25 protein-coding genes are annotated in these 23,292 nt (G+C 36.8%); 9 read left to right on the top strand and 16 right to left on the bottom strand.

Annotated features, from left to right (window positions below; genetic code table 11):
* Window positions 1-160 precede the first annotated feature (160 nt).
* The 11 genes from B5X51_RS07665 to B5X51_RS07715 all read right to left on the bottom strand — a co-directional run bounded on the left by B5X51_RS07665 (window position 161) and on the right by B5X51_RS07715 (window position 8,561).
* Window positions 161-1,054, bottom strand: a complete 894-nt coding sequence (locus tag B5X51_RS07665) for a DUF3078 domain-containing protein (RefSeq protein ID WP_079720543.1) — start codon at window positions 1,052-1,054, stop codon at window positions 161-163.
* A 1-nt stretch (window position 1,055) separates the two neighbouring features.
* Complete coding sequence (locus B5X51_RS07670) at window positions 1,056-1,568, bottom strand: DUF2480 family protein (RefSeq protein ID WP_079720545.1); 513 nt, start codon at window positions 1,566-1,568, stop codon at window positions 1,056-1,058.
* 76 nt (window positions 1,569-1,644) lie between these two features.
* Window positions 1,645-1,968 carry an iron-sulfur cluster assembly protein gene (locus B5X51_RS07675; protein ID WP_070052978.1) on the bottom strand — a complete coding sequence of 108 codons (324 nt, stop codon included), beginning with the start codon at window positions 1,966-1,968 and terminating at the stop codon, window positions 1,645-1,647.
* A 1-nt stretch (window position 1,969) separates the two neighbouring features.
* The gene (locus B5X51_RS07680) at window positions 1,970-2,347 is read right to left on the bottom strand and encodes a SufE family protein (RefSeq protein ID WP_079720755.1); all 378 of its coding nucleotides are present in this window, start codon (window positions 2,345-2,347) and stop codon (window positions 1,970-1,972) included.
* Between the two features lie 43 nt (window positions 2,348-2,390).
* Window positions 2,391-2,819 carry an META domain-containing protein gene (locus B5X51_RS07685; RefSeq protein WP_079720547.1) on the bottom strand — a complete coding sequence of 143 codons (429 nt, stop codon included), beginning with the start codon at window positions 2,817-2,819 and terminating at the stop codon, window positions 2,391-2,393.
* A 10-nt stretch (window positions 2,820-2,829) separates the two neighbouring features.
* Entirely contained in the window at window positions 2,830-4,068 is a 1,239-nt protein-coding gene (locus B5X51_RS07690; RefSeq protein ID WP_079720549.1) for an aminotransferase class V-fold PLP-dependent enzyme, read from the bottom strand.
* A 48-nt stretch (window positions 4,069-4,116) separates the two neighbouring features.
* The gene (sufD, locus tag B5X51_RS07695; RefSeq protein WP_079720756.1) at window positions 4,117-5,433 is read right to left on the bottom strand and encodes a Fe-S cluster assembly protein SufD; all 1,317 of its coding nucleotides are present in this window, start codon (window positions 5,431-5,433) and stop codon (window positions 4,117-4,119) included.
* 99 nt (window positions 5,434-5,532) lie between these two features.
* Window positions 5,533-6,285, bottom strand: a complete 753-nt coding sequence (gene sufC, locus B5X51_RS07700; RefSeq protein ID WP_079720551.1) for a Fe-S cluster assembly ATPase SufC — start codon at window positions 6,283-6,285, stop codon at window positions 5,533-5,535.
* 41 nt (window positions 6,286-6,326) lie between these two features.
* Window positions 6,327-6,731: a hypothetical protein gene (locus B5X51_RS07705; protein WP_079720553.1), complete on the bottom strand. Its 405-nt coding sequence runs from the start codon at window positions 6,729-6,731 to the stop codon at window positions 6,327-6,329.
* A gap of 9 nt (window positions 6,732-6,740) precedes the next feature.
* Window positions 6,741-8,186, bottom strand: coding sequence for a Fe-S cluster assembly protein SufB (sufB, locus tag B5X51_RS07710; RefSeq protein WP_079720554.1), 1,446 nt, complete (start codon window positions 8,184-8,186; stop codon window positions 6,741-6,743).
* A gap of 45 nt (window positions 8,187-8,231) precedes the next feature.
* Window positions 8,232-8,561 (bottom strand): HesB/IscA family protein, encoded by a 330-nt coding sequence (locus B5X51_RS07715; RefSeq protein ID WP_079720757.1) that lies wholly within the window; start codon window positions 8,559-8,561, stop codon window positions 8,232-8,234.
* Window positions 8,562-8,833: 272 nt separating this feature from the next.
* Here B5X51_RS07715 and thiL point away from each other — a divergent pair, with 272 nt between their 5' ends.
* The gene (gene thiL / locus B5X51_RS07720; RefSeq protein ID WP_079720556.1) at window positions 8,834-9,898 is read left to right on the top strand and encodes a thiamine-phosphate kinase; all 1,065 of its coding nucleotides are present in this window, start codon (window positions 8,834-8,836) and stop codon (window positions 9,896-9,898) included.
* 32 nt (window positions 9,899-9,930) lie between these two features.
* Here thiL and B5X51_RS07725 read toward each other — a convergent pair whose 3' ends face one another.
* The 5 genes from B5X51_RS07725 to B5X51_RS07745 form a co-directional block, all read right to left on the bottom strand.
* Complete coding sequence (locus B5X51_RS07725; protein WP_079720557.1) at window positions 9,931-10,182, bottom strand: hypothetical protein; 252 nt, start codon at window positions 10,180-10,182, stop codon at window positions 9,931-9,933.
* 72 nt (window positions 10,183-10,254) lie between these two features.
* A complete protein-coding gene (locus B5X51_RS07730; protein ID WP_079720559.1) occupies window positions 10,255-11,025 on the bottom strand; it encodes an alpha/beta fold hydrolase in 771 nt (256 codons plus the stop codon).
* Window positions 11,026-11,239: 214 nt separating this feature from the next.
* Window positions 11,240-12,532 (bottom strand): aminopeptidase P family protein, encoded by a 1,293-nt coding sequence (locus B5X51_RS07735; protein WP_079720561.1) that lies wholly within the window; start codon window positions 12,530-12,532, stop codon window positions 11,240-11,242.
* 201 nt (window positions 12,533-12,733) lie between these two features.
* Window positions 12,734-13,024, bottom strand: coding sequence for a chaperone modulator CbpM (locus B5X51_RS07740; RefSeq protein ID WP_079720563.1), 291 nt, complete (start codon window positions 13,022-13,024; stop codon window positions 12,734-12,736).
* Window positions 13,021-13,950, bottom strand: coding sequence for a DnaJ C-terminal domain-containing protein (locus B5X51_RS07745; protein ID WP_079720565.1), 930 nt, complete (start codon window positions 13,948-13,950; stop codon window positions 13,021-13,023). Before B5X51_RS07745 ends, B5X51_RS07740 begins: the two co-directional genes overlap by 4 nt.
* Before the next feature lie 426 nt (window positions 13,951-14,376).
* Here B5X51_RS07745 and asnB point away from each other — a divergent pair, with 426 nt between their 5' ends.
* The 8 genes from asnB (at window position 14,377) to B5X51_RS07785 (ending at window position 23,284) form a co-directional block, all read left to right on the top strand.
* Entirely contained in the window at window positions 14,377-16,047 is a 1,671-nt protein-coding gene (gene asnB / locus B5X51_RS07750; protein ID WP_079720567.1) for an asparagine synthase B, read from the top strand.
* A gap of 425 nt (window positions 16,048-16,472) precedes the next feature.
* Window positions 16,473-17,135, top strand: coding sequence for a succinate dehydrogenase cytochrome b subunit (locus tag B5X51_RS07755; RefSeq protein ID WP_079720569.1), 663 nt, complete (start codon window positions 16,473-16,475; stop codon window positions 17,133-17,135).
* 12 nt (window positions 17,136-17,147) lie between these two features.
* Window positions 17,148-19,151 carry a fumarate reductase/succinate dehydrogenase flavoprotein subunit gene (locus B5X51_RS07760; RefSeq protein ID WP_079720571.1) on the top strand — a complete coding sequence of 668 codons (2,004 nt, stop codon included), beginning with the start codon at window positions 17,148-17,150 and terminating at the stop codon, window positions 19,149-19,151.
* Window positions 19,152-19,176: 25 nt separating this feature from the next.
* Window positions 19,177-19,554, top strand: a complete 378-nt coding sequence (locus B5X51_RS07765) for a four helix bundle protein (protein WP_079720573.1) — start codon at window positions 19,177-19,179, stop codon at window positions 19,552-19,554.
* A gap of 25 nt (window positions 19,555-19,579) precedes the next feature.
* Entirely contained in the window at window positions 19,580-20,326 is a 747-nt protein-coding gene (locus tag B5X51_RS07770) for a succinate dehydrogenase/fumarate reductase iron-sulfur subunit (RefSeq protein ID WP_079720575.1), read from the top strand.
* A gap of 158 nt (window positions 20,327-20,484) precedes the next feature.
* Window positions 20,485-21,660, top strand: coding sequence for a methionine aminotransferase (locus B5X51_RS07775; RefSeq protein ID WP_245828714.1), 1,176 nt, complete (start codon window positions 20,485-20,487; stop codon window positions 21,658-21,660).
* A 195-nt stretch (window positions 21,661-21,855) separates the two neighbouring features.
* A complete protein-coding gene (pdeM, locus tag B5X51_RS07780; protein ID WP_079720577.1) occupies window positions 21,856-22,491 on the top strand; it encodes a ligase-associated DNA damage response endonuclease PdeM in 636 nt (211 codons plus the stop codon).
* 1 nt (window position 22,492) lies between these two features.
* Complete coding sequence (locus B5X51_RS07785) at window positions 22,493-23,284, top strand: hypothetical protein (RefSeq protein ID WP_079720579.1); 792 nt, start codon at window positions 22,493-22,495, stop codon at window positions 23,282-23,284.
* The last annotated feature ends 8 nt before the right edge of the window (window positions 23,285-23,292 follow it).

Consider the following 23,292-nt stretch of genomic DNA (forward strand, 5'->3'; position numbering starts at 1 on the left):
ACAAAGTTACATAATAGATTGCTACTGCGATTTTTGCTGAATTTATTTCAACATATATTTAACTAAAAAACTTATAAAATAAAAAACCTGCCGGTAATTGGCAGGTTGTATTTTAACTTATTGATGCTGAAGGAAGTTTAGTATTAGGTTTAAGATGGAACTAAAATCCATAATTAAATCCTAAGCCAAATACTTCTCTAATTTGAAAACCTTGCACGGCATTATCGTCATAAATAGCCTGGAAAATAAGGTTTGTAGAGAGGTAGTCGTTAATCTTCATTTTCAAATTCATCGTATAATCTATATCTACGTTTTTTGGATCTTCAAGGTAGTTGGAGTAAAGATTAAGCAAGTTTTCCATCGTTACATTTTCAATAACATCAAATTTAGCATATCCTGAAACCGAGGCTCCAAGTTCAAAACGCATGGCTTTATTGGCATCTACACCAAAATAATCTCCATCTACATAACCTGGTGCTGAAGTGAAATCTTTATCTACAAAAACCATTCTTCCGGTAGCCGGTGCAATATTTACATAGAAATTTTCGCTTTTTTTCCACATCATTCCGGGACCGAACTGAAGGTAGGCGGGAGATAAAAAGTTGGTGTATTCTGTTCTGATAGTTTGTCCGTTTTCAGCATCTTCACCAAATTTATAACCTTTGGTGATTTGTGTTCTGAAATTTAAAAAAAGCGAATAATACCAATTTGAGTCTTGTAATTGTTTCCCTGCGATTGAGTTAAGTTCTAAACGATCACTTGTTTTTCTGGCAAACTCATCACTACGCTGCTTGGTTAATCCATAATCCAGGAGTATCCTGTTGTCCCAGGTGAAATCATCTTTTAAATAGTTTAAATTATAGTCAAAAAGTAAATTTCCTGCTAGGTTAGAGGTTCCACCGCCGGTCCATTCTTCATTAAAAGCCGATTGATTAAAAAGTAACGAGATGTTCCCTTCTTTAGTCCATCCTTGTTTTTGTTCTTCTTCTTTTTCCTGAGCATTAAGGCTAGAGACTCCGCTTAATATAGCGAGAGCAAGTACTATCTTTTTCATTTTATTTCTTTGATTTTTTATATAATGGCACTGAGGAGCAAGCCTCGCCGTACATTAAACTTTTTACAATGGGTTGTAATTTTTCTATTAAAAGTAGATATGCGTTTTTGGGAACCGGTTTGTGAGCACAGCCCTTTACAATTACGGGCTTATCTTGCAAATCGCTTACATCCATTTTTAAAATAGCTTCGGTGTAAAGCACTGTCTCCAGTGTTTCCAAATCGCCGGTTATTACTTTTTTTGCGTGAGGCTGTAAGTAGGTGGCCAATAACATAAAGGCCCAGGCCGGGATTATTGCATCACTGGAGCAGGTAAGTGCTATAAATTTGTCTTCATATTGGCTCCAGTCATGATTTTTGGCCTGTTCTCTAAATTCACTTTCCCGCAAAACGAAACCTTCCAAAAGCCAGTCTTTCACATCAAATAACACGCGTTCCCCTTCAGGATAATAATCCTCAAGGTTAAAGGTGATTAGTTTGCTGTTGGCTATTCGGTTTACAATTTCTTCAGCCATAATGAAGTTAATGGTTAAAAGTTAATAAACATTTAAAGCAAAATTTTTTATTCCCCCTTTAGGGGCCAGAGGGCTTTTATAAAAGTCCTAATTCCAATTTAGCTTCTTCGCTAATAAGATCCTGATTCCATGGGGGATCGAAAGTGATCTCTACTTCTGCCTCTTTAACCGTATCTATAGAAGCCACTTTTTCTTTAACTTCCTGAGGTAAACTTTCGGCTACCGGGCAATTGGGAGTTGTTAGGGTCATAAGTATTTTTACTTCATAATCGGTGTTTACCATTACGTCGTAAATAAGCCCTAATTCGTATATATCTACAGGAATCTCGGGATCATAAATGGTTTTTAAAACCTTTACAATTTTCTCTCCCAATTCCTGTGTGTCTATTTCTTTTTCCATCTTATTTTAATTGTGTTTGGTATGCCACAGCATACATTTTAAGTTGTTTGATCATACTCACCAAACCATTAGCACGGGTAGGAGACAAGTGCTCCTTAAGGCCAATATCATCAATAAATTTTGTGTCGGCTTCAATAATTGCTGAAGGGTGATGATTGGAAAAAGCCCTAATTAAAATAGCTACAATTCCCTTGGTAATTATCGCATCGCTATCTGCGGTAAAAGCTAATTTTTCATCTTTTAATTCAGCGTGAACCCACACTTTACTTTGACAGCCTTTAATAAGGTTTTCGTCAATTTTATATTTTTCGTCTATAATTGGAAGTGTTTTTCCAAGCTCTATCATATATTCATAACGCTGCATCCAGTCGTCGAACATCGCGAACTCATCTATAATTTCTTCCTGTATTTCCTGTATCGTTTTACTCACTTTTTTCTGTTTTTTGCAGGTTTAAAAGCTCTTTGTTTTCAGCAGATAAAAATATTAGATCTTTATCGCTAATCTTTACTTTTCTGATTTCCGGAAGAACTTCGCCAAAAATTTCTTCATATTCCATTTGGCCTTCGCAGTACATTTTTGTTCCCAGGTGCGGATTGAATTTTACAATTGAATCTTCAATTTTATAGGTCGCTACAAAATTATTACAACCGGTTTTTCCTGAAAGTCTTTGTTCTTTACCTTCAAAATTTAAGATAAAACCTTGGGAAGAAATATCTTCTCCGTCCATTTCCAGCAATTCATAATTGCTATTAAGGGCTTTTAGATCTGCAGGATCTTCTGAAATTTTTTCTTCTGAATTTCCGCATGAAATCATTAGAAATGCGCTTATTAAAAATAAAATTTTTTTCATCTTGTGTTGTTTAGGAAAGCATTGATTTCGCTTTTTTAACCGCTTCAATAAAACGGTCAATTTCTTCTTTAGAGTTGTAGAAAGAAAAAGAGGCTCTAACTGTTCCCGGGATTTTATAAAAATCCATAATGGGTTGTGCGCAATGATGGCCGGTTCTCACAGCAATACCCATTTTGTCTACAAGAGTCCCAATATCATAAGGATGCAATCCTTCAATATTAAAAGAAATCACAGCGGTCTTTTCTCTGGAAGTCCCGTAGAGCTTCATTCCTTCAATTTCCTGAAGTTTTAGAGTAGCGTAATCCAGCAATTCGTCTTCGTAGCGGGCAATGGCTTCAAAACCTATAGCATTCATATAGTCTAAAGCCGCACCAAAAGCAATACCGCCACAAATATTAGGCGTACCGGCTTCAAATTTATGTGGAAGACCTGCGTAAGTTGTTTTTTCAAAACTTACCGTAGCTATCATTTCCCCGCCACCCTGGTAAGGCGGAAGTTTATTGAGCCATTCTTCTTTGCCGTATAGTACACCAACTCCTGTTGGGCCACACATTTTATGAGCAGAAACCACGTAAAAATCTACATCCAGTGCTTGTACGTCGGCTTTAATATGTGGAGCTGCCTGAGCACCATCTATTAAAACGGCTGCGCCTTTTTCGTGGGCTTTATCTATAATTTTTTTAATAGGATTTATGGTTCCCAAAGCGTTTGAAACGTGGTTTAGGAAAACCATTTTTGTTTTTTCTGAAAGCAATTCTTCAAAAGACTCGTAAATAAGTTCTCCCTGCTCATTCATAGGGATCACTTTTAGAATTGCTCCTGTTTTTTCGCAAAGCATTTGCCAGGGCACTATATTGGAATGATGCTCTAAGGCTGAGACAAGAATTTCATCTCCTTTTTTTAGAATAGAAGCAAAGCCATTGGCAACAAGGTTAATTCCATGTGTGGTACCAGCGGTGAAAATGATTTCGTGCGATTTTTCAGCATTAAAATGTTGCTGAATTTTTATTCTTGCAGCTTCATATTTATCGGTTGCTTCCTGTGATAGGCTGTGTACGCCACGGTGAATATTAGCATTGTAGTTAGAATAGTAATCTACAATCGCATCCATTACCTGTTTTGGCGTTTGCGAAGTTGCCGCATTATCTAGATACACCAGGGGATAACCATTAACTTCCCTATTTAGAATAGGGAAGTCTTTTCTAATTTCTTCAACGTTAAAAGCTATATTATTAGTAGCAATGCTCATTTTTTTATGGATTTGAGGATTCTGTTTAATGCTACTTTAGATAGCAATTTATAAATTGAATCCTAATTCTACACCCAATTTGAGGGCTATAAGTTTATTGATTCTCTTTTTAATCTCAGGAATTTTTACGCTTTCCAATACATTATTGGCAAAAGCGTACATTAAAAGTCCGCTGGCCTCTTTTCTTGGAATTCCGCGTGATTGAAGATAAAATAAAGCTTCTTCATCTAACTGGCCAATAGTACAACCGTGGCTACATTTTACATCGTCTGCAAAAATTTCCAGCTGAGGTTTAGAGTTTATGGTTGCTTTATCGTCTAATAGAACATTGTTGTTAGACTGGTAAGCATTTGTTTTTTGTGCTTCTTTTTCTACTACTACTTTTCCGTTGAAAACACCAACCGATTTTTCATCAAAAATACCTTTGTAATCCTGGTGTGATTCACAATTTGGTTCAATGTGATGTACCAGAGTATTGTGATCTACGTGTTGCTTTCCTTCAATAAGGGTAACCCCTTTCATGGTAGAATCTATACGTTCTCCCTTTTGATAGAAATTAAGATTATTTCGGGTTAATTTTCCGCCAAGAGAAAAAGTGTGTACAGAGCAGAAGCTTTCAGATTGCTGTTCTATATAAGTATTGTCTATTAAAGAAGCCGAAAGATTATCGTTCTGAATCTTATAATAATCTACAATAGCACGTTTATTAGCAAAGATTTCAGTAACCGAATTTGTGAGAACAGGTTGTTCTGTTAAGCTTTGGTGACGCTCAATAATCTGGCAATGTGAATTCTCATCTACCACAATAAGGTTACGTGGTTGTACCAAAACAGAAGATTCATTTCCCGTAGAGAAATTTATGATCTGAATAGGCTTATCGGCTAGTGTATTCTTGTGAATATGGATAAAGGCTCCTTCTTTGGTAAAGGCGGTATTCAATGAATTTAACCCATTTTTTGGAGCAATTTTATTGAAATAGTTATCAATTACCGGCTTATAAAGATCTTTATTTAGCGCCGAAGACATTAGGCAAACATCAATCTTATCATGCGTAGTGCTGGATAAGTGCGACGAATAAATACCATCTATAAATACCAAATCGTAAGTATCTATCTCGTGAATAAGGTATTTTTTGATGTCTTTGTATTCTATAGCGTTTTCCTTTTTTGGAAAAAGGCTATAATCTTCCTTCAAAACCGATTTCAAAGAAGTGTATTTATAATCTTCTTCTTTCCGACTTGGGAAACCCATGGTTTCAAAGTCCTTAATCGCCTGGTTTCTTATTTTATGAAGATCATCATTAGATCCTGTGTACTCTTCTTCAAAAGCCAGGAATGATGATACTAATTTTTCTTTTAATTCCATCTTTAATTCTTTTGTCATTTCCGCAGCGGCGGAAATCTTCTTAATTGAAAGGGCTTAAATCTTCTTCTTAGTTCTATTAAAAAGTTCTCAAACCTTGAACTAAACTGCTTTTTCAGCTTTAATCCATTCATAACCTCTTTCTTCCAGCTCAAGAGCAAGTTCTTTGCCACCAGATTTCACGATTTTTCCGTCTACCATTACGTGAACAACATCTGGTACAATATAATTAAGTAAACGCTGGTAGTGAGTAATTAACAATACCGCATTGTCTTTACTTCTTAAATTGTTTACTCCATCGGCTACAATTTTTAGAGCATCAATATCCAAACCTGAGTCGGTTTCATCAAGAATAGATAATTTTGGCTCTAACATGGCCATTTGGAAAATCTCGTTTCTTTTCTTTTCACCTCCGGAAAATCCTTCGTTTAGAGATCTTGATAAGAATTTACGGTCAATTCCCAAGCTTTCAGATTTCTCACGAATCTTTTTCAGCATTTCATTGGCCGGCATATCTTCAAGTCCGTTAGCTTTTCTGTGCGCGTTGATCGCGGTTTTCATAAAATTGGTAACTGAAACTCCTGGAATTTCTACCGGGTATTGAAAAGATAGAAAGATGCCTTTATGCGCTCTTTCTTCAGGATCCATTTCTGAAATCTCTGTGTTTTCAAATATAATTTCTCCTTCGGTTTGTTCAAATTCCTCTTTCCCGGCAATTACCGAGGAAAGCGTACTTTTTCCTGAACCGTTTGGTCCCATAATAGCGTGAACCTCTCCCGGATTAATTTCGAGATTAATTCCTTTAAGGATTTCCTTATCTTCTATACTCGCGTGTACATTCTTTATTTTTAGCATAAATTCTCTGTATGCATCCCTAATAAAACGGGATTGGTTTATTATTCTTCTTCTTGTTGTTCTGTAGCCTTTGCGGTCTCCAGAATTTCTAAAATTTCTCTTATTTCTATATTTTCATCCCAACCTTCCAGTCTTGAATTCGGAATTATTTTACCTTTTATCTTAACAGCTACCATATCAAATTCTTCCTTCTGAAATGGCTGTACCTGTTTGGCCAGTATCTTAGACATAGAGTCTATGGTTACTCCGTAAATAAAATCGTTTCCTCTTAAAATTGCTTCATCTCCTGCATAGATAAATTCCCCGGTAAGCGTTTGAATGCTGTCGGGAACTTTTTCTGTTTCAGGCTGATTCATAAGATCCTCTCGGCCTTCGTCCTGGCAGGAAAAAGCCGTAACGGAAAGGGCAAGGATTAGCAAGAGCTTCTTCATTCTTTCAATCTTCATTTTCCCTTTTTATCCTACAGAACCTTCAAGGGAAATTTCTAATAGTTTTTGTGCTTCCACAGCAAATTCCATAGGTAGTTTGTTCAACACCTCTTTACTAAACCCATTTACGATAAGAGCAATTGCTTTTTCTGTATCAATACCACGTTGGTTACAGTAAAAGATTTGGTCTTCTCCAATTTTACTGGTAGTAGCTTCGTGCTCTACTTGTCCGGTTTTATTTTTTACTTCAATATACGGGAAAGTATGCGCACCACATTTGTTACCCATTAACAGGGAATCACATTGTGAGAAATTACGGGCATTTTTAGCTCTGCTATTTATTTGTACCAATCCGCGATAAGAGTTTTGCGATTGTCCCGCAGAAATACCTTTGGAAATAATTGTACTCTTGGTGTTTTTACCAAGGTGTACCATTTTTGTACCGGTATCTGCCTGTTGGAAGTTATTGGTAACTGCAATAGAATAAAATTCACCTATAGAGTTATCTCCTTTTAAAATACAGGAAGGATATTTCCAGGTTACTGCAGAACCTGTTTCAACCTGCGTCCAGGAAATCTTAGCTCCTTTCTCGCAAAGTCCACGTTTGGTTACGAAGTTATACACTCCTCCTTTTCCTTCTTTACTTCCGGGGAACCAGTTTTGAACGGTACTGTATTTAATCTCGGCATCATCTAAAGCTATCAATTCTACTACAGCTGCGTGCAATTGATTCTCATCACGAGTTGGAGCGGTACAACCTTCCAGGTAACTCACGTAACTTCCAGGTTCAGCGACCACAAGAGTACGTTCAAATTGTCCTGTTCCAGCCTGGTTTATTCTAAAATAAGTAGAAAGTTCCATTGGGCATCTTACGCCTTTTGGTATGTAGCAAAACGAACCATCACTAAATACTGCGGAATTTAATGCTGCATAAAAATTATCTGTGGTAGGTACCACCGAGCCTATGTATTTTTTTACAAGCTCTGGATGTTCCCTAATAGCTTCTGAAATAGAACAGAAAATAATTCCTTTTTCAGCAAGGGTCTTTTTAAAAGTTGTAGTTACCGAAACAGAATCCATAACCACATCTACAGCCACACCTGCCAATTTCTTTTGCTCGTCTACAGAAATACCAAGCTTTTTAAACGTGTCCAGTAATTCAGGATCCACCTCGTCTAAACTATCATATTTAGGCTTTTTGTTAGGGGCTGAATAATAGGAAATATTCTGGAAATTTGGTTTTTCGTAGTGCACATTGGCCCATTCAGGTTCTTTCATGGTTTTCCAGTAGCGAAATGCTTCCAGTCGCCAGTCTGTCATCCATTCGGGCTCTTCTTTCTTTTTAGAAATCGCTCTAACAATATCTTCGTTTAAGCCCACAGGAAATGTGTCCGATTCAATATCGGTGTAAAATCCGTACTCATATTCCTTCGTTTCGAGCTCTTTTTTTAAATCATCTTCAGTATATGCCATCTCAATTTTTTATTAGTTAATGTTCAAACTTTAAAATTTGAACTTTTAAAGAGAAAAACTCTCTCCACATCCACAGGTTCTTTGGGCATTTGGATTGTTAAATACAAAACCTTTCCCATTTAAGCCTCCAGAAAATTCTAAAACAGTTCCTGCCAGGTATAAAACACTGCGTTTGTCAACTACTATTTTTACGTCGTTATCTTCAAAAAGTTTGTCGTCTTCCGCTTTAGCTTTGTCGAATTTTAGTTCGTAAGACAAGCCAGAGCAGCCTCCGCTTTTCACACCCACACGAACAAAGTCCTGTAAATTGTCAAAACCTTCATCGGTCATTAGCGCGGCAATCTTTTTTTTAGCGCTTTCGCTTACTTTTATCATAGCTAAAAAGATTAATTCTAAATTAGCTACAAATATACTATAAAACAAACGGTTTACCATAGCCCTGGTATATGTTTTAAGAATACAGTGATAAGTCTTGCCAATTCTTATTTTCCATCTATTTAGTCTAGTTAAATATCTGATAATTAGTTGTTTTTGTTTTTGCGAACCCGTTTTTTTAAAATCAATTTGCTCCTATTTTCAATCTATGTCTATCTTTGTCACGGCAGTTGGATAATATTCATTTATTTTGCAAATTAAAATAAACTCTTATGTTTCAGAATAATCAGGATATGCGTACAAACCTTTCAGAATTAGGTGAATTTGGTTTAATAGATCATCTAACCAAAGGTTTTCAACCCAAACTATCTTCCACTGTAAAAGGTATTGGCGACGATGCTGCAGTCTTGAAGTTTGATGATAAACACACTGTAGTTACTACCGATCTTTTGGTTGAAGGTGTGCACTTTGATCTTGCATATATGCCTCTGAAACACCTTGGCTATAAAGCGGTTATGGTTAATGCATCAGATGTTTACGCTATGAATGCTAAAGCTACACAAATTACCGTTTCTATCGCAGCTTCCAATAGGTTTCCGGTAGAGGCTCTTGAGGAGTTGTATTCCGGGATTGAGCTTGCTGCAAATCTTTATAATATTGACGTGGTTGGTGGCGACACTACATCATCAACCTCTGGATTGTTTATTAGTATTACTGCCCTTGGCGTGGCCGAAAAAGAGGATATTGTATACCGAAGTGGTGCTAAGCCAAATGATTTGCTGGTAGTAACCGGTGATCTTGGTGCTGCTTATATGGGCTTGCAAATTTTGGAGCGCGAAAAAGAAGTTTTTAAGGCCAATCCTAATGCGCAACCAGATCTTGATCCTTACACTTATTTGATTGAAAGGCAATTGAAGCCAGAGGCTAGAAAGGATATAGCGCCTTTGCTAAAAGAACTTGGTGTGAAGCCAACTTCAATGATTGATATTAGCGACGGACTTTCTTCTGAAATTATCCATTTATGTAAAAACTCACAGGTTGGTGCGAATTTATTTGAAGAGAAAATTCCGCTAGATCCTGCAGTGATTTCAGTATGTGAAGAGTTTGATATAGATAGTACCACGATAGCTTTAAGTGGCGGTGAAGACTATGAATTGCTTTTTACAATTTCGCAAGATGATTTCGAAAAGATAAAAGCGAATCCTAATTTAAGTATAATTGGGCACATGACTGAGGAAAAAGAAGGGATGCACTTAATTACACGTGCCAACCAGAAACTACCACTTATTGCCAGGGGCTGGAATTCTATGGACGCTAAAGATTCTGATGAGAAATAAGATTTCGGAAAATTAATTCCGAAAATGAATACTTAAGAAGCGTGAGCGTAATGCTTACGCTTTCTTTTTTGGTGTATTTTGGAAATATAATCGTTGGTTTCTTTAAATTTCGGGGTTAAGCGAGCCAAAAAACCATTTGCGGTATCAGTCATTTCCATGCCGCATTTCTCGCACTTGTATTCGTGCACGTGATCTGTCACATTTTTAGAAACTCTTAATTTATGTCCAAAAATGCTGCAAAAAACTTTAGCGAACGAAAATGTGTTAGGGTTTCTTTCCTTCATAAAAGTTTGATTTTGTTTATTTTGAATGTCTAAAGTATAAAAAAAAGTTAAACTTCCGACTAAAAGTTAAAATTAATCGATTAAATGCAAAATTTCTCGGAGTTCTGTTTGGTTTTCCAAAAAAGATAAATGTCCATCTGGCAAACTACGGAACTCAGCTTTACAGTCTTTTGCTATTGCTTTTATTGTATTGTAGTCTAGAACAGGATCATTTTTTCCTGCGATTACAATTTTTTGACCTTCAAATTTTGCAAAAAGCTCAGTGTGATCTGTGCGAATTTTCATACCCTTTATGGCTGCATAGATTGCTTTGGAAGAAAATTGTAGGGCACGCTGTTTTAAAATCTCAATTTGTGATTTGAATACCTTATAGTTTTCCGGCGTCAATAAATTAGACATCGCCATACTTACAAAAGCCCTTTTATTTTTTAAGATCAAAGTGGCCGCACGATCGCGGTTAGCTTTACGTTCCTCAGAATCTGCCTGTGGAGTAGAATTTACCAAAACTAAGCTATTGATTATAGTAGGAAAAATATTTTGGAATTCCAAACTTACATAACCACCCATAGAATGCCCGGCGAAAGAAGTTTTTGTAATATTCAGTTCATCTAAAACTGCTTTTACCGCTAGTGCCATATCTGCCATAGTATTAATTTCTGCGAAATTACCAGATTCTCCGTGCCCGGGAAGGTCTATGCAAATAACCTGTCGCTTTGCTGATAGTTCTACCACAAAATCTTGCCATATTTCTTTAGATTCTAAAAAACCGTGCAGGAGCACAAGAGGGTTGCCTGTTCCTTGTGAAGTATAAGAAATAGGTGTGTTTTTATAGGTTGTTTCCATAGCTGTTTAAAATAGAGGAAGCCACGAATTCACAAAAAAAATTCGTGTATTCGTGGCTTTGGTTTAATATTTTGATGAAACCGTCATTGTGAAGGAGAGAAGGACTGAAGCAATCTCTTCCTAAAATAAAACGAGCTTTTAAGTAGATCTATTTTTAAACAAAAGATTACCGCGCTCCTAACGTCGCTCGTAATGACCTTCAAAGTTTTGAAAACTAAGAATTCATAATTTCTTCAATTTCCTCAACTTCAATCGGGATATTACGCATTAGATTAAAAGGTTCACCTTCGGGCTGAATAACCACATCGTCTTCCAGGCGAATACCAAAACCTTCATCTGGTAAATAAATTCCTGGTTCTACCGTGAACACCTGGTTGGGTTTCATTGGTTCGGTTAGAATTCCATAATCGTGCGTATCTAAGCCAATATTATGCGCGGTACCATGCATAAAATATTTTTTATAAGCAGGCCATTTTGGATCCTCATTTTGAACATCGGCTTTGTCCAGCAATCCTAGATCTAATAATTCAGAAGTCATTAATTTGCCAACTTCTTTGTGATATTCAGCCCAAATAGTTCCGGGAACTAACCATTTTGTGGCTTCTTTCTTTACCTTATTTACAGCGTTATAAATTTGTTTCTGCCTGTTTGAAAACTTTCCTGAAACCGGAATTGTCCTGGTCATATCACTAGAATAATTGGCATATTCTGCACCGGTATCCAAAAGGATTAAATCTCCTTCTTTACATTGCTGGTTATTCTCGGTATAATGTAGCACGTTCGCATTGTTTCCACTGGCAATAATTGGCGTGTATGCGAAGCCCCGGCTACGGTTTTTTATCATTTCGTGCCAGTATTCAGCTTCAATTTCGTGTTCCCAAACTCCGGGCTTTGTGAATTTTAGTGCCCTGCGGAAAGCTTTTTCGGTAATATCGCAAGCTTTTTGCATTAAATCCAGCTCAATAGGATCTTTTACTGAACGTAGACGTTGTAAAATAGGATTGCTTTTTGCTACCTGGTGCGCTGGATATTTCTCTTTACACCATTTTATAAATCTTTCGTCACGGGTTTCGGTTTGTACATTCGCACGGTAATGCTCGTTGGTGTTAAAATATACCGTTTCACATTGGGACATTACTTCAAAGAAGATCTTCTCAAAATCCTGAAGCCAATATACCGTTTCTATACCGCTAACTTCTAAAGCTTTTTCTTTATCTAATTTTGCGCCTTCCCAAACTGCAATATGCGGATTGGTTTCCGTAAGAAATAAAATTTCTCGATGTTCGGGTTTTGGAGCGTCTGGGAAAAGTACCAAAATAGCTTCCTCCTGATCAACACCACTCAAATAGAATAAATCGCGGTTTTGCTGAAAAGGCATGGTGCTATCTGCTCCAATCGGGTAAATATCATTAGCGTTAAAAACTGCAAGGCTGTTAGGCTTCATTCCCGCTGTAAAGCTTTTCCTGTTTTTTATAAATAGTTTACTGTCTATTTGATCGTATTTCATAATTATATAATTTAAACCTCACAGGTTTCCAAAACCTGTGAGGTTTGTTCGTTTGTAAAGTCTTCCTGCAAAGTTATTAATATCTAAGAGAGTAAAAAAACCTCCAGGGAAGCATATAAGTTAATATCTGGAAACTATAATTTGATTTCTAGACAGGTTTTTGGTGTTTTAATCTCGATTATTGAGTAAAACGTTTCTGGCTTATTCAAATAAATCCAGCCTATTTTTAAGTTTGATATTTTCTTTTTGTAATTTTCTTACCTGTCCTAATAAATGCTGAATAGCTTCCAGACCCTCTAAGTTAATTTCCAGATCGTAATGCAGTCTTCGCAGTCTTTCAAATTCTGAAATTTCATCACAGTGTACATATTGCACTTCTTCTACGGTAATAATTTCAATTAAACCGCTTTCAGAAAGTGAACTTATAAAGGTGCTTTCAACCCGGTATTTCGCACAAATCTCAATGGTGGGTATTAAATCTTCTAAATTCATGAGCGTAATTTTTGAAGTTCTTTAAACAGTTCTTTTTCCCGGGCATTTAGGTTAGTGGGCATTTTTACATCATAAGTGATAATTAAATCGCCAAATTGGTTTTCCTTTTTATATTTCGGAAAACCTTTGCTTTTTAATTTTACTTTGGTTCCGGTCTGCGTTTCCGGCTTCACTTTTAATTTTACTTTTCCGCTAAAGGTGTCTACAGTGATTTCCCCTCCCAGCAAAGCAGTATATAAATCCAGGTTTACGTTGCTGAATAAATTCTCTTTTTCTCTTTTGAATTTTGTGTTATTTACAATATTAAAAGTGATGTAAAGATCTCCTTTAGGTCCACCCTGAACACCCGGACCGCCATGACCTCTAATTTTAATGGTTTGTCCGTTTTCAACTCCCGCGGGAATGGTAAGTCGAATGTTTTTACCGTTTACCGTGAGTGTTTGCTTATGACTGGTATAAACATCGCTCAATTTTAGTTGAAGCTCGGCATTGAAATCCTGGCCTTTAAAATGACGGCCGCGACCTGAACCGTGAGCTCTTGCACCGCTACCAAACATTTCTTCAAAAAAGTCTGAAAAAGTATCGTCGTCAAAATTTCCTGAATAGGAATAGCCGCCCTGGCCGCCACCAAATCCGCCGCCCGAATAAGCTCTGCCGCCAGAGGCTTGCTGTTGTTTTTTAGCTTCTTCGTAAGCATCGGCATGTTGCCAGTCTTTTCCGTATTGATCGTATTTTTTTCGTTTTTCAGGATCGCTTAAAACCTCATTGGCTTCATTTATTTGCTGAAACCTGAGTTGTGCTTCCTTATTGTTGGGGTTAAGATCTGGGTGATATTTCCTGGCCAGTTTCCGGTAGGCTTTTTTTATATCAGCCTGGCTGGCAGATTTATCTATTTCCAGTAATTTGTAGTAGTCTATAAAATCCATGAAAACTTATGAATTAGTGTTGAAATTCTATCTTCTGAAATTACTAAAAAGCTGGCTTACTTCCCATTAAGTTTTTGTAAAATCGGGGAAATTAGGAGAAATTCGACAAGAGGTGATTTTCGTAATCTTCAATTTTGGGAATAATATTTCTAATACTTCTTTAAAATTTTACTCGATAATCGAGATTAAAAGCTTGGAGGCTTGCCTTGAAAGCAAATTATATTTTCAAGAATAATGCTTTGTGAGCTTGCTGTGAAGTAGTTTACTGCTGAAATTAAATGGTAATTATTATTAGTTTTATTTTTTAATATGAAGTTAATATGGAATTTTATGTTTTCGTATGTAATCAAATAGCCTTTATTAGCTTTTTTTATGAAATATTAATCTAATATTTGTTTCAACATTAATACTTAAAACTTTAAAACTGTGTGTGGAATTGTTTGTGCTTTCGATTTAAAAGAGAGGTCTGAAGACTTAAGACCTCAAATATTAGAAATGGCTAAATGCTTAAGGCATCGTGGCCCAGACTGGAGTGGAATTTATAGTGATGAAAAAGCGATTTTGGCGCATGAGCGACTGGCTATTGTAGATCCCATTTCTGGTGGACAACCTTTATTATCTGAAGACAAGCAGCTTATACTTGCTGCAAATGGAGAAATCTATAATCATAAAGAATTAAAAAGTCAGTTTCCAAATTATAATTTTCAAACAGAATCTGATTGTGAGGTTATCCTTGCGCTTTATAAAGAAAAAGGAGATAGCTTTTTAGATGAATTAAACGGGATTTTTGGTTTTGCCATTTATGATGCCGAAAACGATGAGTATTTTATTGCTCGCGATCATATGGGAATTATTCCTTTATATGTAGGCTGGGATCAAAACGGGACATTTTATGTAGCTTCAGAACTTAAAGCTTTGGAAGGAAAATGTACTAAGATTGAATTATTTCCTCCCGGGCATTATTTATCTAGTAAAAAAGAAGGTTTTCAGAAATGGTATGAGCGTGACTGGATGGAATATGATGCTGTAAAGGATAATGAAACCAGTATTGAAGATTTAAAGGAGGCTCTTGAAAAAGCGGTGCACCGGCAGTTAATGAGTGATGTGCCTTATGGTGTTTTACTTTCAGGTGGCTTAGATTCTTCAATTACTTCTGCAGTTGCGAAATTGTATTCAGAAAAAAGAATAGAGAGCGACGATAAAGACGCGGCTTGGTATCCAAGATTGCACTCTTTTGCCATTGGGTTAGAGGGGTCACCAGATCTTGCTGCTGCAAAAAAAGTGGCCGATCATTTAGACACGGTGCACCATGAGGTAAAATTTACTATACAGGAGGGATTAGATGCGATCAAAGATGTGATTTATCATTTAGAAACTTATGATGTAACAACAATTAGAGCTTCTACTCCTATGTATTTAATGGCTAGAACTATCAAATCTTTGGGGATCAAAATGGTGCTTTCAGGGGAAGGTGCAGATGAATTGTTTGGTGGATATCTTTACTTTCATAAAGCTCCTAGTGCAAAAGATTTTCATGAGGAGACCGTTCGAAAGCTAGATAAATTACACCAATATGATTGTTTGCGCGCTAATAAATCTCTTTGTGCATGGGGTATAGAGGGGCGTGTTCCATTCCTGGATAAAGAATTTATGGATGTAGCCATGAGAATAAACCCTAAAGATAAAATGATTACCGGCGAACGCATTGAAAAATGGGTGCTAAGAAAGGCATTTGAAGATTATTTGCCAGAAAGTGTAGCCTGGAGACAAAAAGAACAATTTTCGGATGGCGTTGGTTATAGTTGGATAGATACTCTTAAAGAATTGGTTAATGCAGAGGTGAGTGATGAACAGCTTAAAAATGCACACTTCAAATTTCCAATTCAGCCACCATCTAGCAAAGAAGAATATTATTACCGATCTATTTTTACTGACCATTTCCCAAGCGATGCGGCAGCAATGTCAGTACCTTCTGTCCCTTCTGTAGCTTGTAGTACACCAACTGCTTTAGAGTGGGATGAGTCTTTTAAAAATATGAACGATCCATCAGGTAGAGCAGTAGCCAATGTTCATTCTGATAGTTATAAGAAAGATTAGAAAAACTAATTTAGAATATTAAACTTTATTAAAAAGCTACCTAAATCTATGGGTAGCTTTTTTTATGGAGTTTTTACTCGATAATCGAGATTTAAATGCTCCCGGGCTTGCCTCGAAATCCAAAAATTTTGCATTTAATGCTTCGTGGATTTATTATGAGTTAATTTAGTTTTAAAATTGTTTGTGAATTGTATAACCGTAATCTTTATGAATTTTGACCAAGAAAACTATAATTACTTTGGGAGATATCGGTTAGTTAATGGTTTTGACCTTGGGCAATGTATAAATTGTAAATAATGATCTTCAACAAAATTATCGCTTACTTATATTTGTTCTAAATAGCCCTATAAACAAGCTGGAAAGTTTGTTAGTAAGTGATTTGGAGTGTATTTTTGCTGTTAAATTTCTATAAAATTATCAAACCAATGGGTGGATTTCTAAATTCAACCATAGCAAGAAAATTTGCTATGGCCTTATCGGGACTATTTCTGGTCTTATTTTTAGCTCAGCATTTTACAATCAATCTTCTTTCTGTATTTAGTAAAGATGTCTTTAACGAAGTTTCTCATTTTATGGGTACTAACTTCTTTGTACAGGCTTTATTACAGCCAATCTTAATTTTTGGGGTTATTTTTCACTTTGTAATGGGTTTTATCCTTGAAGCGAAAAATCGGGGTGCAAGAGATATCAAGTATGTTAAGTTTGCCGGAAACGAGAATTCAAGCTGGGTGTCAAGAAATATGATTTACTCTGGAATTGTAGTTTTGGCTTTTCTAGCATTACACTTTTATGATTTCTGGTTCCCGGAAATGGTTCATAAATATATAGAATCACATCCTGAAGATGCTACTCGATATTATGGCGAGTTAGTGGCGAAATTCCAAAGCCCGGTTAGAACAATATTATATGTGGTTTCATTTGTGTTTTTGACCCTTCACCTTTATCATGGCTTTTCTTCTTCTTTCCAATCTGTTGGTTGGAGAAATAAATACGCCAAAGGACTTAGGGGATTCACCAAAGCTTATGCGATCATTATACCGCTAGGATTTATTTTTATAGCCCTTTTTCACTATATTAATAACCTTTAATACGTAAGATTTATGTCAGTTTTAGATTCAAAAATACCTAAAGGGCCTCTAGCAGAAAAGTGGACCAATCATAAAAACAATATCAATCTTGTTAACCCTGCCAACAAACGTAATATAGACGTTATTGTAATAGGAACAGGGCTTGCAGGAGGAGCTGCAGCTGCAACTCTTGCCGAATTAGGTTATAATGTAAAAACATTTTGCTACCAGGATTCTCCAAGACGTGCACACTCTATCGCCGCACAGGGAGGAATTAACGCCTCTAAAAACTATCAGGGAGATGGTGATTCAGACTACCGTTTATTTTACGATACCGTAAAAGGTGGCGATTACCGTTCTCGTGAAGGTAACGTTTATCGTCTTGCTGAGGTTTCCGGAAATATTATAGATCAATGTGTGGCACAAGGAGTTCCTTTTGCCCGCGAATATGGTGGATATTTAGATAACCGCTCTTTTGGGGGTGTGTTGGTATCCCGTACTTTTTATGCTAAAGGGCAAACAGGACAGCAGTTATTGCTGGGAGCATATTCAGCAATGAACCGCCAGATTAATCGTGGTAAAATTAAGCCTTATAACCGTCACGAAATGATGGATTTGGTATTGGTAGATGGTAAAGCTCGTGGAATTATTGCCAGAGATATGATTACCGGTGAGATTGAGCGCCACTCTGCACATGCAGTGGTTTTGGCTTCCGGTGGTTATGGAAATGTTTTCTTCCTTTCTACAAATGCGATGGGAAGTAACGTTACAGCAGCCTGGAGAGCTCACCGTAAAGGAGCTTATTTTGCTAACCCGTGTTATACACAAATTCACCCAACCTGTATTCCGGTTTCTGGAGATCATCAGTCTAAATTGACTTTGATGTCTGAATCTCTTAGGAATGATGGACGAATTTGGGTGCCTAAGAAAGAGGAAGATGCAAAGGCAATAAGGGAAGGTAAGAAAAAACCAACTGAACTTTCAGAAGAAGATAGAGATTACTATTTAGAACGTCGTTATCCTGCTTTTGGTAACCTTGTACCTCGAGATGTGGCTTCAAGGGCAGCTAAAGAACGTTGCGATGCCGGTTATGGTGTAAATAAAACAGGTCAGGCAGTTTACCTTGATTTTGCCAGTGCCATAGAGCGCTACGGAAAAGAGAAAGCTTTTACTGCGGGTCACAAAAATCCTACAAAAGAAGAAATTACAAAATTAGGGAAAGAAGTAGTTGCTTCTAAGTATGGAAACCTCTTCGATATGTATATTAAAATCGTAGACCAGAATCCGTATGAAACCCCAATGATGATATATCCTGCAGTTCACTATACAATGGGTGGGCTTTGGGTAGACTATAATCTTGAAACTACCATTCCTGGTTGTTATGCTACCGGAGAAGCAAATTTCTCAGATCATGGTGCTAACAGGCTTGGAGCTTCTGCATTGATGCAAGGGCTGGCAGATGGTTATTTTGTATTACCATACACTATTGGAGATTATTTATCAAAAGACATTCGTACCGGAGCAATTCCTACAGATTCACCAGAATTTGAAGAAACCGAGAAAGCCGTGAAAGAGCGAATTGATAAAATGATGAATGCCGACGGAACGAAATCTGTAGATTCCTATCACAAGGAATTAGGATTGATTATGTGGAACAAATGCGGGATGGCTCGTAATGCTGAAGGATTGAAAGAGGCGATTGAAGAAATTGCAGCTTTAAGAGAAGATTTCTGGAAAAACGTAAAAATTCCCGGAAGTGCAACTGCCAAGAACGCCGAACTTGAGAAAGCCGGCCGTGTAGCAGATTTCCTTGAACTGGGAGAATTATTCGCTAAAGATGCATTACATAGGGAAGAATCTTGTGGAGGGCATTTTAGAGAAGAATATCAAACCAAAGAAGGTGAAGCTTTAAGGGACGATGAGAACTTTAAGTATGTTGCCGCCTGGGAATATAAAGGGAAACCCGCAGATGCCGTGCTTCACAAAGAAGACCTGGTATTTGAAAATATAGAATTAAAAACAAGAAGTTATAAATAAGTTTATAGTGAATGGTTAATTGTTAATGGAAAAGATAAAATCATTCGAAGATTTAGTCTGCTGGCAAAAAGGTAGAGCTATTCGAATGGAGGTTTCTAAACTTATTAAACAATTTCCTGTTGAAGAAAAATTTGAATTGATTTCTCAAATGAGAAGGGCTTCCCGCTCAGTGACACATAATTTAGCTGAAGGGTACGGAAGATTTCATTTTAAGGAAAATATCCAATTCTGTAGAATTTCAAGAGGTTCACTTTATGAAATAAAAGATCAATTAATTACTGCATTAGATGAGCAGTATATTGACGAAAAAACATTTGAAAATTTAAAGAAAAAAGTTGAAGAAGGAATAGTTATTTTGAATGGCTATATTAATTATCTGAAAAAAGCAGGTAATTCCTATTAACTTTTAACACTTAACTTTTAACGATATGAAGTTAACACTTAAAATATGGCGTCAGGAAAATGCCACTGCTGAAGGAAAAATGGTAGATTATCCTGTAGATGGAATAGATGGAGATATGTCTTTTCTTGAAATGCTGGATATACTTAACGAGCAGTTGGTAGAAAAAGGAGAGGATACTGTTGAATTTGATCACGATTGTCGTGAGGGAATTTGTGGTTCTTGTTCTTTGCAAATTAACGGAGAGCCTCACGGCCCAGATAAGTTAATCGCAACCTGCCAGTTGCATATGCGCTCTTTTAAAGATGGTGATACCATTTATATAGAGCCATTTAGAGCAAAAGCTTTTCCGGTAATTAAAGACCTTATTGTAGATCGTACCGCTTTTGATAGGATTCAACAAGCCTGGGGATATGTTTCGGTAAATACTTCGGGGAATACCGTAGATGCGAATACTATTCCAATTGAAAAAGAAAAAGCCGACGAATCTTTTAACGCGGCAACCTGTATTGGTTGTGGAGCTTGTGTAGCTGCTTGTAAAAATGCAAGTGCTATGCTGTTTACTTCGGCAAAAGTTTCTCAATATGCTTTGCTTCCGCAAGGTCGTGTAGAAGCTACCGAGCGTGTTCAGGCAATGGTTAGACAAATGGACGAAGAAGGCTTTGGAAACTGTAGTAATACTGGAGCCTGTGAAATAGAATGTCCTAAAGGAATTTCTTTAGAGAATATAGCGCGTATGAACCGTGAATATCTTGCAGCAAGCGTAAAAGGATAAAACTTCCTTAAATACAAATAAATCAATCCCAAATTCTTTTTGAATTTGGGATTTTTTATGCAACTTAATCAACTACCTCGAAGAAAGCGCAGGAGGTATTTTACGAGAATAAATTCATCCAATTACGATGTCGCACATCATTTAATAAAATCCATTTAATGGAATTTAAAAATAACATAATGCCAGATTTTCAAAATCTTCCTTCAAAACTTCCCACCGGGAAAACCAGTATATTTTCAGTAATGAGTAGTTTGGCCAGAGAACATAAAGCCATAGATCTCTCTCAGGGTTTTCCGAATTTTGAAACCGACAATCATTTAAAAGAGCTGGTTTGTAAAGCGATGAAAGATGGCTACAACCAATATCCGCCAATGAATGGCATTCCGGAGTTGCGAGAGCAAATAGTTTCCAAAATTGAAAATCTCTACGGAAAAAAATATAACGAAGCTTCAGAAATTGTTTTTACGGCTGGCGCAACCCAAGCCTTATACTGTGCAATAACCGCTTTTGTGCATCCCGGGGATGAGGTGATTGTTTTTAAACCGGCTTACGATTCTTATGAACCCGATATTAAACTTGCCGGCGGAAAACCTGTCTTAATTGAATTAAAGGGGAAAGATTTTAAGATTGACTGGGAAGAAGTCGAAGAAAAAATCACGTCCAAAACCAGGATGATCGTAATCAATACACCTCATAATCCAACTGGAACGGTCCTTTCAAAAAGCGATATGTTACACCTGGAGAAATTATTAAGAGATACCAATATTATTCTTTTAAGCGACGAGGTATACGAACATCTTATTTTTGATGAGGAAGAACATCAAAGCGCTTCAAAGTTTCCTGGTTTAGCAGAGAGAGCCATTGTTTGTGCTTCCTTCGGAAAAACCTTTCATAATACCGGTTGGAAAATGGGCTATTGCGTGGCGCCTGAAGTTTTAATGAAAGAAATCATCAAGTTTCACCAGGCCACGGTATTTTGTGTAAATCACCCAATGCAGCGGGCTTTCGCTGAATATTTAAAAAATCCGGATCATTATTTGAGTCTGGGAAATTTCTATCAAGAAAAGCGAGATAAGTTTTTGGAATTGATGCAAGGCTCAAAATTTAAAGGAACTCCCTCAAAAGGAACCTATTTCCAGGTGATGAACTATTCAGAAATTACCGATGAACACGATGTAGATTTTGCAAAAAGATTAATTACTGAATACGGACTGGCTACCATTCCGGTTTCCGTATTTCATAAAGATGGAAAAGACCACAAACAGTTGCGTTTCTGTTTTGCCAAAACCGATGAAACCCTGGAAAAAGCAGCTGAGATTTTACATAAATTATAATATTGCGTCATCCTGTTTCAGGATCTAAAAATTACTGAAAGAATATTTATCTTTTTAAAAAAGCGATTCTCAAAAATAACGTCATTGCGATCCCGATATTTATCGGGAGAAGTAATCTCATGCTTTAATACTATAACCTACAGATTGCTTCGTTCCTCGCAATGACAGAGTCTTCTGAGCCACTCAAATAAACCAATGACTATAAACCTCCAAAATCAAACTTTCGAACTCCATCCCAGCGGTGCCGCTTTTTGGAAAGAAGAGAAAATCCTCTTAATTAGCGATGTGCATTTAGGGAAAATCTCGCATTTTAGGAAATTTGGAAGTGCTGTGCCTCATAAAGCGATGCATGCAAATTTTTTAAGGCTGAGTGAAGTTGTCGGGAAATTTCATCCTAAAATTGTCTGTTTTCTAGGCGATCTTTTTCATAGCGATCTTAATAGCGAATGGAATTTATTCGAAAATTGGCTGGATGCTGTAAAAGCCGAAGTAGTTCTAATCGCAGGAAACCACGATATCATTTCACCTTTAAAATATGAAGAATTGGGGGTTAAAATTCATTCTGAATGGCAGCTGAAAGACTTTTTACTTACCCATCATCCTGAAAGCAGAGTAGGTTTATTTAATCTTTGTGGGCATATTCATCCCGGCTACCGACTTAACGGAATAGCAAAACAAAGCCTTAAATTACCTTGTTTTTTCCGAAGAAAAGATCAATTGATCTTTCCTGCTTTTGGCGAATTCACCGGGAACTTTATGATGAAGCTAAATGATGAGGAAAAAGCATACGCGATTACCCAAAATGAAGTAATTTTAATAGAAAACAGCTAAAATGGAAAAACGTCTTGCGGTACTCAATTTTATCTCTGTAATTTTAATTATTGCGGTGAGTTATATTTCCCAAACGGGAATTATTAACGGCAATACTATGGGCAGCCTTAGCGCTGAGTATTATAATCTTTTCACCCCTGCAGGTTATGCTTTTGCTATTTGGGGAATAATCTTTCTTTCGCTTTTAGGCTTTTCTGGATATCAACTTTTTCAGGCCTTTTCAGCGAGAACTGATCTGGAATTCTTAAGAAACTCCGGTTACTGGTTTTTAACGGCTAACCTGGCCAATGCTGCCTGGGTAATTTTTTGGCTGTATGAGTTTACGGGAGTTTCAGTACTGCTCATGTTTTTAATTCTTTTTTCTCTTATAAAAATAATTCTGAATACCAATATGGAGCGCTGGGACGCGCCATTAAAAATCCTTGCGTTTAGCTGGTGGCCTATTTGCCTTTATTCGGGGTGGATTGCCGTTGCCAGTATCGCGAATGTTTCGGCTTATCTTTCTAAAATAGGCTGGTCAGCACCGTTTTTCGGAGAAGAAATTTGGACGGTTATTATTATTGCGGTGGCTGTTTTTCTAAATATCGCTATGATCTGGCGTAGAAATATGCGGGAATTTGCCGCAGTTGGTGTTTGGGCGTTAATCGCTATTTATTTTAGACATTTTAACGAAATCCCACTTATCGCTTATTCAGCTTTAATAGGTGCAATTGCTATTTTTTCGAATATTATTTATCACGGCTGGATGAACAAGGAAACAAACCCGATGTATAAATTAATGAACCGCGATTAACTCCTCTA

The organism is Salegentibacter holothuriorum (assembly GCF_900168045.1).
Lineage (GTDB): Bacteria > Bacteroidota > Bacteroidia > Flavobacteriales > Flavobacteriaceae > Salegentibacter > Salegentibacter holothuriorum.

Coding starts and splice junctions, on each gene's coding strand:
- B5X51_RS07735 (WP_079720561.1), bottom strand. CDS start 12,532: ATGAAATACGATCAAATAGACAGTAAACTATTTATAAAAAACAGGAAA.
- B5X51_RS07730 (WP_079720559.1), bottom strand. CDS start 11,025: ATGGAAACAACCTATAAAAACACACCTATTTCTTATACTTCACAAGGA.
- B5X51_RS07675 (WP_070052978.1), bottom strand. CDS start 1,968: ATGGAAAAAGAAATAGACACACAGGAATTGGGAGAGAAAATTGTAAAG.
- B5X51_RS07785 (WP_079720579.1), top strand. CDS start 22,493: ATGGAAAAACGTCTTGCGGTACTCAATTTTATCTCTGTAATTTTAATT.
- sufC (WP_079720551.1), bottom strand. CDS start 6,285: ATGCTAAAAATAAAGAATGTACACGCGAGTATAGAAGATAAGGAAATC.
- B5X51_RS07755 (WP_079720569.1), top strand. CDS start 16,473: ATGGGTGGATTTCTAAATTCAACCATAGCAAGAAAATTTGCTATGGCC.
- B5X51_RS07715 (WP_079720757.1), bottom strand. CDS start 8,561: ATGATAAAAGTAAGCGAAAGCGCTAAAAAAAAGATTGCCGCGCTAATG.
- B5X51_RS07775 (WP_245828714.1), top strand. CDS start 20,485: ATGGAATTTAAAAATAACATAATGCCAGATTTTCAAAATCTTCCTTCA.
- B5X51_RS07745 (WP_079720565.1), bottom strand. CDS start 13,950: ATGGATTTTATAGACTACTACAAATTACTGGAAATAGATAAATCTGCC.
- B5X51_RS07685 (WP_079720547.1), bottom strand. CDS start 2,819: ATGAAAAAAATTTTATTTTTAATAAGCGCATTTCTAATGATTTCATGC.
- B5X51_RS07725 (WP_079720557.1), bottom strand. CDS start 10,182: ATGAAGGAAAGAAACCCTAACACATTTTCGTTCGCTAAAGTTTTTTGC.
- B5X51_RS07690 (WP_079720549.1), bottom strand. CDS start 4,068: ATGAGCATTGCTACTAATAATATAGCTTTTAACGTTGAAGAAATTAGA.
- thiL (WP_079720556.1), top strand. CDS start 8,834: ATGTTTCAGAATAATCAGGATATGCGTACAAACCTTTCAGAATTAGGT.
- B5X51_RS07680 (WP_079720755.1), bottom strand. CDS start 2,347: ATGTTCGACGACTGGATGCAGCGTTATGAATATATGATAGAGCTTGGA.
- B5X51_RS07765 (WP_079720573.1), top strand. CDS start 19,177: ATGGAAAAGATAAAATCATTCGAAGATTTAGTCTGCTGGCAAAAAGGT.
- sufD (WP_079720756.1), bottom strand. CDS start 5,433: ATGGAATTAAAAGAAAAATTAGTATCATCATTCCTGGCTTTTGAAGAA.
- pdeM (WP_079720577.1), top strand. CDS start 21,856: ATGACTATAAACCTCCAAAATCAAACTTTCGAACTCCATCCCAGCGGT.
- B5X51_RS07760 (WP_079720571.1), top strand. CDS start 17,148: ATGTCAGTTTTAGATTCAAAAATACCTAAAGGGCCTCTAGCAGAAAAG.
- B5X51_RS07705 (WP_079720553.1), bottom strand. CDS start 6,731: ATGAAGATTGAAAGAATGAAGAAGCTCTTGCTAATCCTTGCCCTTTCC.
- B5X51_RS07670 (WP_079720545.1), bottom strand. CDS start 1,568: ATGGCTGAAGAAATTGTAAACCGAATAGCCAACAGCAAACTAATCACC.
- B5X51_RS07770 (WP_079720575.1), top strand. CDS start 19,580: ATGAAGTTAACACTTAAAATATGGCGTCAGGAAAATGCCACTGCTGAA.
- B5X51_RS07665 (WP_079720543.1), bottom strand. CDS start 1,054: ATGAAAAAGATAGTACTTGCTCTCGCTATATTAAGCGGAGTCTCTAGC.
- B5X51_RS07740 (WP_079720563.1), bottom strand. CDS start 13,024: ATGAATTTAGAAGATTTAATACCCACCATTGAGATTTGTGCGAAATAC.
- sufB (WP_079720554.1), bottom strand. CDS start 8,186: ATGGCATATACTGAAGATGATTTAAAAAAAGAGCTCGAAACGAAGGAA.